A 9,586-nucleotide genomic window follows, 5' to 3' on the forward strand; every position below is an offset into this window, starting at 1 on the left:
GGCCTGTGCGCACATGGGATTTTTAAGGGCCCACGGCCCTTAAACCTGCGGAGCAACTCTTCTCTTCGCTCTTCTTCTCCTGTCCGCCCTACGCCAACGCCACAGCGCATGTCCAAAAAAAGGCCCGCTACGATGAGCGGGCCTTTTTGGTGGCGTTGTTGGACGGGGGTGGTGTTTAGAACGACTTGATGCGTTCCACCACGGTGTCGAGCTGCCGTCCGAGGGGGGTTTGCAGGGAGATTTCGCGTTCCACGTTGGTGATGCCCTTGAGGACGGTGGAGTGGCGGCGGTTGAACTGGCTGCCAATCTGCTTCAGACCGAGGTCGGTGTACTTCCTTGCGAGGAAGAAGGCGGTGTTTCGTGCCATGACGATATTCCGCTTACGGCTCTTGGAGGCGAGCTGCTCGTTGGTGAGGTCGAAGCTGGAGCAGATGTACTTGACGATCTTCTGAAGCCCGATGGAGCGGGAGTCGTTGGTGACCGTGTAGTTCTGCAGCACTTCGGCGGCGAGGTCCATGGTGATGTGTTCACCGAGGAGCCGGGCTTTGAGCACGAGGTTCTGAATACAGCTTTCGATCTGGCGCACGTCGTCGCGGAGGTTATCAGCGAGGTATTCGGACACGTCTCCGGGGAGCACGACCTGATGCAGGCGGGCTTTGGAGTCGAGAATACGGCGACGGGTGTCGAAGTCCGGTGCGTCGATGGTTGCGAGGAACCCGGCGCACATACGCGAGGCCAGCTGGGAGTCCACGTCCTTCAGCTCACGGGGGAGGAAGGAGCTGGACATGACGACCTTACAGCCGCGGTTTTCGAGGGCATTGAGGGTGGCGAGCATTTCATCCTGCGCCACCTGACGGCCCTGCAGAAAGTGGACGTCTTCGAGCAGGAGGACGTCGAGGCTGTCGCGGTACTGGTTCTTAAAGCGTTCGACTTCCTTGGCCTTGATGGCAAGGATGAGCTGTCTGGTGAACTCTTCGGCGGTGGCGTAGCCAATGCGCACGTTGTCGCGGTTGGAGTGTCCGGCGACCTGCGAGCCGATGGCGTGAAGCAGATGCGTCTTGCCGAGGCCGGGGCCGGAGTTCAGGAACAGCTGATGCGTGGCCAGCTGGTCGCGGCAGATGCCGCTGGCGGCGGCAAAGGCCAGCTGATTACAGGGGCCGACGATAAAATCATTGAACTGAAAGCGCCAGTTGCTGAAACTGACGGGTTTGGGCGCGGCCGGTGTGAGATTGGGCAGGCCAATCTGCACGGGGCGAGCGGGCGCCTTGCGCGGGGTCCTCTGCGGGGCCTGCTGCGGTTCTGCATGCTGCTGCGGCTGTGCGTGCTTTGGCTCCGGCTGCGACTGGGCGGCGGACACGGCGGCGGCCACGGTGGTGGCAGCGGCTTCGGAGGGCGCGCTTCTGGACGTCATAACGGGGCGCACTCCGCTGTGCTCGACGATGTCGCGATTCTTGCGGCGGTCCCTCTGGCGCACTTTGATGTCCACTTTGGGTCGTCTCCCGAGGACCTGAGTGGCGGCGTCTGCGATGACGTCGGTCAGCCTGTCCCCAATCCAGGAGGCCACGAAGCTGTTGGGCGCCAGCAACGTCAGAACACGATCGGAGACCTCGGCTTCAAGGGGTTTAATCCATACCTTGAACGTGCCGGGTCCGGTCGTTTTAGCGAGTATATCAGTTATTTGAGCCCAAGCTTCAGACATGAACTGTGTCCTAGTCAGGTTTCGAGAAAACGGCAACGAGTGATACTATCGCGTTGCACTTGAGTGACAACGCATGTTCTCCCCACGTACTGCCTCTTCCAAGTTGCCGTTTATATTCACAAATTTTGAAATCCACCAGAATCGGCCGTTTTCAGGCACCTCTTTTGAGGCGGCGCGGATAAAGGACCGAGAGATGACTTCACTTTTTTATCAACAGAGGTGGAAAACTTTTTCCACACCCTGCTCTGCGTTATCCGGCGAATTTCTCAGAAATTAAATCTTTTTCTCTGGTGCTACGGTGAAAATGTCAGCATTTCACCAAAAAATTCCTTGACAACGCCCTCCAGCCCCTTCGTGAGACCTTCTGGAGCCTTGCCCTCGTCAACAGGCGGGCGAAGATACACCCTGATGCCCCGCAAGACAACCGGAAATCATAGCAAAAACACGGCTGAGGGGAGGAATTGCACAGGCAAATCCCCTCAGCACAGATGTGGCGCGACTCCTCGGGTTCCGGGCGTCCGGTTGTTCCCGATTTCACGCGAAAAATAGGGCGTAGGCCCTAACCGGCGTCCGGTTGCGGCGTATCCTTCAACTCGTCCGGATAGTCCTCATGCGAATAGAGCTTCCACACCGTTTCGGGTGCGCCAAGCTCGATGAGCGTTTTTGCTATGGACTGCCCGCCGGCCCACCAGCGGTAGGCCTCGTCGCAGTCCCGGGGGATGATGAGGGCGCCCTCATCGGTGATGTAGGGCTTTGCTCCCCCGGATGTCTCGTGAGCCGTCGTCATGGTCTGTTTTACTCCACGTCTCCGGCCAATTGCCGGAACTTGTCGATATCACGGGAAAATTTCTCCCGCAAGTCATCGAACACGACGGGCACGCGCCGTGCGAATTCGTCCAGCAGCGGCAGCATGACTTCGCGAATCTGCGGATGCGCGGCGCCATCGCAGCGCAGCTTGAACACGTGGCGCCATTCGCGCAGGTTTGCGGTCATGACGATTTCGGTCTTGAGGCTGTTGGGCAGGACGGAGCGGGCCTCCTGCGCCTTGGCGCCCTTGTCGATGAGGTCCAGATACAGGCGCTCGGCCTGTTCCATGGCCTCATACCACAGGCGGTAGGCTTCGGAGTCCTCGTCCCAAAACACGGGCTTTACGACGGTAATTTCGTTGCCGAACTTATCCTTGGAGTAGTTGGCGTAGCGCGTGCTCTCCTGACTGAATGCGGCGATGCGGTGCCGCACCAGCTCGTGGGTGACGCCCCTGTCGCACACAAAGCGCACCGTGGCCGAGCCGTGCTCGATGACGCTCTCGTGCCCGCTGGAGATGATGCGCCGCACGAACTTGCGCGCGGAATCCGAGGTAATCTTGTCCTCGGACTTGTAGCAGGTGCGCCCTGCGGCCTCGATGTTGCGGATCATTTCCTCGCCGTCGGGCAGGAACATGATGTCGAAGGAAGGTCGTACGATCTTCATGCGTCGGGGAGTCCTATCGTAAAGTTAAAACGTTCTAGCTTTGGAAAAGTTTCATGTGCGTGTAGGCCTTGGCCGAGGCCACACGCCCGCGCGGGGTCCGCTTCAAAAAGCCACACTGAATGAGATACGGCTCGTAGATGTCCTCGATGGTGCGCACCTCTTCGGAGCACGCCACGGCAAGGGGCTTCACGCCAACGGGCCCGCCCCCGTAATGATTGATAATGGTCGAGAGGATCTTGCGGTCCATGTAGTCCAGCCCCTGCTCGTCCACATCCATTCGGGTCAGCGCTTTTTCGGCGATGTCGGTATCAATGGAGCCGCCGCCATCCACCATGGCGAAGTCGCGCACGCGGCGCAGCAGACGGTTGGCGATACGCGGCGTACCACGGGAGCGGCGGCCAATGGTGTAGGCCCCCTCCTCGGAGATGCCAACACCCAGAATACGCGCGGAGCGCTGCACCACGCGGGCCAGCTCCTCGGGCGAATAAAATTCCAGACGGTTGATCACGCCAAAGCGGTCACGCAGGGGCGACGTCAGCAGACCGATGCGCGTGGTCGCTCCTACAAGGGTGAAGGGCTCAAGGTCAATCTTCACCGTCCGCGCGCCCGGTCCCTGCCCGATGACGAGGTCCAGCTTAAAGTCCTCCATGGCGGGATAGAGCACTTCCTCCACGGTGGCGGGCATGCGGTGAATTTCGTCAATGAACAAAATATCGTAGCGGCCAAGATTGGTCAGAATGGCCGCAAGATCGCCGCTGCGCTCCAGCACGGGGCCGGAGGTGGAGACAAGGTTCACGCCAAGTTCGGACGCAATAATCTGCGCGAGGGTCGTCTTGCCAAGGCCGGGGCTGCCGTAGAGCAGCGTATGGTCCATGGCCTGCCCACGCTCGCGCGCGGCACTGATGAACACGCGCAGGTTGGCCCGCAGGTCCTCCTGCCCGATAAATTCATCAATCCCCCGTGGGCGGATGGTTTCATCAAGGGTGCATGGGTCTTGAGACATCTAGTTCGCCTTGCTTTGAGAAATGGCCTTCAACGCCTCGCGAAGTGCCTCGCCGACATCCAATCCCGGCTGCTCGGCAAAGACTTGTTCAAGCACCTCGCGTGCTTCGCCATCCTCATACCCCAGATTGGTCAATCCGGCCAGAGCGTCACGGAACACGGCAACACTGCGGCCGTCCATGTCGGGCATGGTCTGGGCCAGTTCCGCCGTGGCTTCCAGCTTGTATTTCAGCTCCACAAAAATGCGCTGGGCGCTCTTTTTGCCGATGCCGGGCACGTTGACGAGGGGCGTGTAGTCGTCGGAAATGACAACACGCCGCAGGTCGTCCGGGCCATACTGCGAGAGAATGGCCAGTGCCAGCTTGGGGCCAACCTTGGTGATGCCAAGAAGTGTCTCAAAGGTGGTCTTTTCGTCCCACGTGGCAAAGCCGTACAGCTCAATGGCGTCCTCACGCACGATGGTGTGGACGAAGAACTCCACCTCGGCGCCGGTGGGCCCGAGAGCGGCAATGCCGGGAACGGTAAGGCCGATGTGATAGCCCACGCCGCCAGAGGTCAGCACCACACAGGCGCTGTCGGTCTTGGCGACGATGGTCCCCTTGACGAATGCAATCATCCTAAACTCCGGCCAGCCGCCGCATGCGGCGCATGTTGAGATGACAGATGGCAATGCCGAGGGCGTCGCTTGCGTCCTCCGCCCATCCGGGATTGCGCACGCCAAGGACCTGCGCCACCATGAAGGCGACCTGCGCCTTGTCCGCGCGCCCGGTGCCCACAAGGCTCTGCTTGACCTTGGTCGGCTCGTAGGCGGAGACGGGCAGCCCGGCCACGGCGCACGCCGCAATGGCCGCTCCGCGCGCCTGCCCCAGCTTCAGGGCGCTCATGGTGTTCTTGGAGACGAACACATTCTCAATGGCGGCCTCGTGCGGGCGGTGCGTCTCGATGAGTCCGGCCCGCGCGCTGTAGATGCGGCCAAGGCGCTCCCCTAGGTCCTTTACGGAAGCCACGCGTATGGTTCCGGCTTCGATAAGCTGGGCGCAACCCGAGATCTCGCGTACCAGTCCGTAGCCTGTTACGCGGGATCCCGGATCGATTCCGAGCACGATGGTCTCGCCGGATGTTTCACCCATATGCGTCACCTGACTAGCCAGCGTATTCCTCGAAGGCTTCGTCGGGCACGTTGGCGTTGTGGTGGACCTTCTGGACGTCGTCGTGGTCTTCCAGCAGTTCCAGCATCTTGATGAGCTTCACGCCCTGAGCGGTGTCCAGATCAATGTTGTTCTGGGCAATCATGGAGACTTCGGCGCTGGTGGGGGTCATGCCTGCGGTTTCAAAACCGGACTGCACGTCGGAGAAGTCCTCGGGGGCGGTGCGCACTTCCCATGCGTCATCGTCGTCGCGGATATCGTCCGCGCCGGCCTCAAGGCCCACTTCCATGACCTGCTCTTCGGAGTAGGTTTCCTTATCGAAGTACAGGGTGCCCTTCTTCTCAAACATCCACGCAACGCAGCCTGCTTCGCCCATGTTGCCGTTGTTGCGGGAGAGAATGTGGCGGATTTCGGCAACGGTACGGTTCTTGTTGTCCGTCGCGGCGTCCACGAGCAGCGCGACGCCGCCGGGACCGTAGCCCTCGTACATCACTTCAAACATTTCGCCGCCATCAAGCTCGCCGGTACCCTTCTTGATGGCGTTTTCGATCTTGTCCTTGGGCAGGTTCACGGACTTGGCGGCCTGCACGGCAGCACGGAGGCGGGCGTTGGTTTCAATGTCGCCACCGCCATCCTTGGCGGCGATGATGATTTCCTTGGCGGCCTTGGTGAAGGCCTTGCCGCGCTTGGCGTCCTGACGGCCCTTGCGATGCATGATATTATGCCATTTACTATGTCCAGCCATATTGTCCTCCGGCTCCTTTGTCCAAATTGTAGTCTTGAAAAAACGACACGACCCGCCCACCCCGTGCAGGAGCCGGGCGGCGCGTCCCTTACTCGGTCAGTCCTTTGAAGCCCATGCCGACGAAGAAGATTTCCTTGGATTCGGCACGGGAGCTTTTGGGCTTGAAGGTCTTCATGGTGTCAAAATAAAGGCGGAGCGTCTTGCCGTAGGCGGCTTCGTCCGGCCCCTGAAACACCTTGACCACGAAGTGCCCGCCCTTTACCAAGGTTTTACAGGCCACGGCAAGGGCTTCTTCAGCCAGATTCATGGACCGCGCCTGGTCGGTGAACTTATGCCCCGTGGTTTTGGGGGCCATGTCGGAGATCACCATATCGAAGGGGCCAACGGCCTCAATCTCGGCTTCGAACTCCGGCGTGCGTTCAAAAACGTCTTCCTGATGGAAGGCCACATTGGGCGGGAAGGCCGTTTCCGTGTTCTGAATGTCGGCGGAAAGGACGTATCCCTTCTCCCCCACCTTTTCGGCGGCGAAGAGCGTCCACGACCCCGGAGCAGCGCCAAGGTCCATGACCTTCTGCCCGGGTTTGAACAGCTTAAAGCGCTTGTCCAGCTCCTTGAGCTTGTAGACTGAGCGCGCGGGATAGTTGTCCTTTTTTGCTTTAAGGAAATAATGGTCGCGGTACTTTTTCATGATGGTATCGCCTGAAGTGTGTCATCTTTTATCAGGGGCAGCGCCCCTGCACAAGCCGACGGAGTGCCGACAGTCCCATGCCGCATCGCCCCAAGCGTCCTCGCATCCAGACGGAACTCGGCAAAATGCAGACGCCACCTGACGGGGCGCGGCATATCGCGCACTTGCCCGGAAAGGGCGACGTGCTCATTCTCGGGGCCGGACCGGACCCGGCAACTGTTGCGGGGATGCTCCCGGCGGGAAAGGCCGTATACGTCATTGAGGCCCATCTGTTCAAGTCGCAGATGTCCGGGAACCCAAAACGCTCCATCCCCCCGCACTGGCGGGAGATTGCTCCCGATTCGCTCACCGACGACGCCCTGCGGGACGCGGATATTTTTCTTTATCGCCCCGGTTTGCGGCATTTTCCATCCTTTTTTGGCCCGCTTGTCGCCCGGTGCCGCTGGCTCAAGACCTTGGACTCCGGCATCCCGGAACTGCGGCGCTACGCCATCCTGCCCGGCAATGAAGACAGCCTGCTCATCCCCGAACTCCTTGACGCCTTTGAGCGTACGGGCCTAAAAACGCGGCGCGTGCACCCAAAGCAGGCGGGCTCGCTCATGCCCCACTTGCTCCAGCGCGAGCGCCCGGCGCTGTTCTTCAGCGTCAATTTCAGCGGATTTGACCCGTACGGCGAGCTGTACCACCTGCTGCGCGCGGCGGACGTGCCTGTCGCCACATGGTGCGTGGACAATCCCTTTCACCTGATAAGCGGCCTGCGCTCGCCCTTCTGGCGCGAGATGCCCATCTTCGTCACCGACGCCTCCTTCATCCCGCTGCTTCACGACCACGGCGCAGAGCAGGTCTTCCACCTGCCCCTTGCGGCGTGGCCGGAGCACGCCGCCACCACCGCGACAACAGCGCCCAATTTTGCCGTGGAGGGCCGGCTCACCTTTGTGGGACGCTCGGCGTTCCCGAACAAGGGCCAATTCTTCGCCGGATGCCGCGTGGATGAAGCCCTTGATGCCGCAGCACAGGCCATGCTCCGCGCGGGGCAACGCCCGGATTTCTCGTGGTGGGTGGAGCAGACAAAAACCTCCCCCCTCTGGCCCGGCAACGCCGTCCGAAACGCCGGATTCGGCGCAGAAGCCGCCAGCTGCCAGCGGCGCATTATGTGCCTGCAACACGCGGCCACGGGGCTGCCGCTCGTGGTCTTTGGCGACAGCGCGTGGAAGGAGCACCTCCCGCAGGGCACGGATATCCGCTCCGGTGTGGACTATTACACAGAACTCCCCGGCATTTACCGCCAAAGCGCATGGAACCTCAATGTGACGAGCCTGCTCCTGCCCGCAGGCCTGACCCAGCGGCACTTTGACGTCTGGGCGGCTGGCGGATTCCTGCTCACGGACGACACGCCGGGGCTGGACATCTTCCCGGAGGAGCTCACGCGCGAAATCACCTTTGCCGCGCCCGGCGACATCACGAAGCTCGCCAAACGCCTCGCCCCGGGCTCCACCCTACGCAAAGACCTTACCGCCGCATGGCACCGCCATATCCTCGACCAGCACACCTACGGCCACCGCGTGCGCCGCGTGCTGGATATCCTCGGCATCGATTCCAGCCCCACCCCAAGCCCAATTCCCTAACCCCGCCCCCACCACCACACAAAATTTCCCCTTGCATCCCGCTGCGAAGGAGCGTAAATCCTTTTCCGTTCCACGGAACACCACATGGGGATGTAGCTCAGTTGGGAGAGCGGCGCGTTCGCAACGCGTAGGTCGTGAGTTCAAGTCTCATCATCTCCACCAGAATTTTCAAGGGCCTAGAGGCTATACCTCTAGGCCCTTTTTCTTTTTTGGGGCACATGCGCTGTACGACTACACGAGGCTCACCGCCTTCAAGCCGTCACACATCGCAATACCCATGCCCTCGTCGTTGACCATTCGCGGTTGCAGATCAAGGTGGTAGCGTTCGGACATCAGCACCTATGGAATCCACTCCCGCGTGTCTGGGGAACCGGCCAACGCACCGAACACAGCACCCATCACACCAGCGCCCGGCGGACGGCTTCAATGCCGCGCTCCTCCAAGAAGTGCGGCACGCGCTGCATGGTGAGGGCGTTTTCGCGGTAGTAGTCGAGGAATCGGGCGATGAGGTCGAGGGCTTGCTCGGCGGGGTGTTCCTCCGCCAGCACGTCGGCAACCCGCGCGCTGCATCCTGAGCTTCCGCCAACGAGCACGGTCCAGCCCTTGCGGGTGCCCACCAGCCCAAGGTCCCGGACGTAGCTTTCTGCGCAGCAGATAAAGCATCCGGACACGCCCAGCTTCAGCTTTGCCGGAACCGTGGCGCAGGAGAAGCGCTTTTCGACTTCTGCCGCCATCTCCAGCGCGTCCTGCACGCCATACTGGCACCACTGGTTGCCGGGGCAGGCCTGAACGTAGTGGCCGGCGACCTTGAAGGGCAACTCGTCGCACACGGGGCCGACGTCGTCCTCCTTGAGGCCGATAAGCGTCAGGCGCTGGCCGGAGGTAATTTTGAGGACAGGGACGGCATACTTGCGGGCCACCCGCGCCACGGTCTCCAAATCGTCGGGGGTGAGCATTCCCGCTGGCGGCGTTACCCGCACACCGTAGGTCTTCTTGTCTCGCTGTTTGACACAACCGCTCGGGAGTTCGAACATTTTGGCCTCCTTGAAACAGTCTGCCGCAGCCTTCTGCGGATAGGACGTTATGCCTTTCGGCACCCACTGACTTCTCCACTCAGACCACACAGTCTGCCCAAGGCAAGGCATTAGAGCAACGCCTATGTCACCTAAATAACTGTAAAAAAGTAGACACATTCCTTTCACTTCGCCG

10 protein-coding genes and 1 tRNA gene are annotated in these 9,586 nt (G+C 60.8%); 2 read left to right on the top strand and 9 right to left on the bottom strand.

The genetic code is table 11. The features are described 5' to 3' along the window. Positions 1 to 175 precede the first annotated feature (175 nt). The 8 genes from dnaA to ACY69P_RS09885 form a co-directional block, all read right to left on the bottom strand. Positions 176 to 1,699 carry a chromosomal replication initiator protein DnaA gene (gene dnaA / locus ACY69P_RS09850; RefSeq protein ID WP_462327335.1) on the bottom strand — a complete coding sequence of 508 codons (1,524 nt, stop codon included), beginning with the start codon at positions 1,697 to 1,699 and terminating at the stop codon, positions 176 to 178. A gap of 559 nt (positions 1,700 to 2,258) precedes the next feature. Beyond that, positions 2,259 to 2,486 carry a hypothetical protein gene (locus ACY69P_RS09855; RefSeq protein WP_462327336.1) on the bottom strand — a complete coding sequence of 76 codons (228 nt, stop codon included), beginning with the start codon at positions 2,484 to 2,486 and terminating at the stop codon, positions 2,259 to 2,261. Between the two features lie 8 nt (positions 2,487 to 2,494). Beyond that, positions 2,495 to 3,169: an FAD-dependent thymidylate synthase gene (thyX, locus tag ACY69P_RS09860; RefSeq protein ID WP_462327337.1), complete on the bottom strand. Its 675-nt coding sequence runs from the start codon at positions 3,167 to 3,169 to the stop codon at positions 2,495 to 2,497. 34 nt (positions 3,170 to 3,203) lie between these two features. Next, positions 3,204 to 4,172: a Holliday junction branch migration DNA helicase RuvB gene (gene ruvB / locus ACY69P_RS09865; protein WP_462327338.1), complete on the bottom strand. Its 969-nt coding sequence runs from the start codon at positions 4,170 to 4,172 to the stop codon at positions 3,204 to 3,206. Next, a complete protein-coding gene (ruvA, locus tag ACY69P_RS09870; RefSeq protein ID WP_462327339.1) occupies positions 4,173 to 4,787 on the bottom strand; it encodes a Holliday junction branch migration protein RuvA in 615 nt (204 codons plus the stop codon). It lies immediately after the preceding gene. A 1-nt stretch (position 4,788) separates the two neighbouring features. Continuing rightward, a complete protein-coding gene (ruvC, locus tag ACY69P_RS09875; RefSeq protein WP_462327340.1) occupies positions 4,789 to 5,301 on the bottom strand; it encodes a crossover junction endodeoxyribonuclease RuvC in 513 nt (170 codons plus the stop codon). Between the two features lie 13 nt (positions 5,302 to 5,314). Beyond that, positions 5,315 to 6,064, bottom strand: coding sequence for a YebC/PmpR family DNA-binding transcriptional regulator (locus ACY69P_RS09880; protein ID WP_459901175.1), 750 nt, complete (start codon positions 6,062 to 6,064; stop codon positions 5,315 to 5,317). Between the two features lie 88 nt (positions 6,065 to 6,152). Then, positions 6,153 to 6,752 carry an RlmE family RNA methyltransferase gene (locus ACY69P_RS09885; protein ID WP_459901173.1) on the bottom strand — a complete coding sequence of 200 codons (600 nt, stop codon included), beginning with the start codon at positions 6,750 to 6,752 and terminating at the stop codon, positions 6,153 to 6,155. Between the two features lie 125 nt (positions 6,753 to 6,877). Here ACY69P_RS09885 and ACY69P_RS09890 point away from each other — a divergent pair, with 125 nt between their 5' ends. Further along, positions 6,878 to 8,377 carry a glycosyltransferase family protein gene (locus ACY69P_RS09890; RefSeq protein ID WP_462327341.1) on the top strand — a complete coding sequence of 500 codons (1,500 nt, stop codon included), beginning with the start codon at positions 6,878 to 6,880 and terminating at the stop codon, positions 8,375 to 8,377. A gap of 86 nt (positions 8,378 to 8,463) precedes the next feature. After that, a tRNA-Ala gene (locus tag ACY69P_RS09895) sits at positions 8,464 to 8,539 on the top strand. A 236-nt stretch (positions 8,540 to 8,775) separates the two neighbouring features. On the opposite strand, the gene ACY69P_RS09900 is transcribed toward ACY69P_RS09895, so the two are convergent. Beyond that, entirely contained in the window at positions 8,776 to 9,411 is a 636-nt protein-coding gene (locus tag ACY69P_RS09900) for an NAD(P)/FAD-dependent oxidoreductase (RefSeq protein WP_462327342.1), read from the bottom strand. Between the last annotated feature and the right edge of the window lie 175 nt (positions 9,412 to 9,586).

It is taken from the genome of Desulfobaculum sp., from assembly GCF_054921475.1.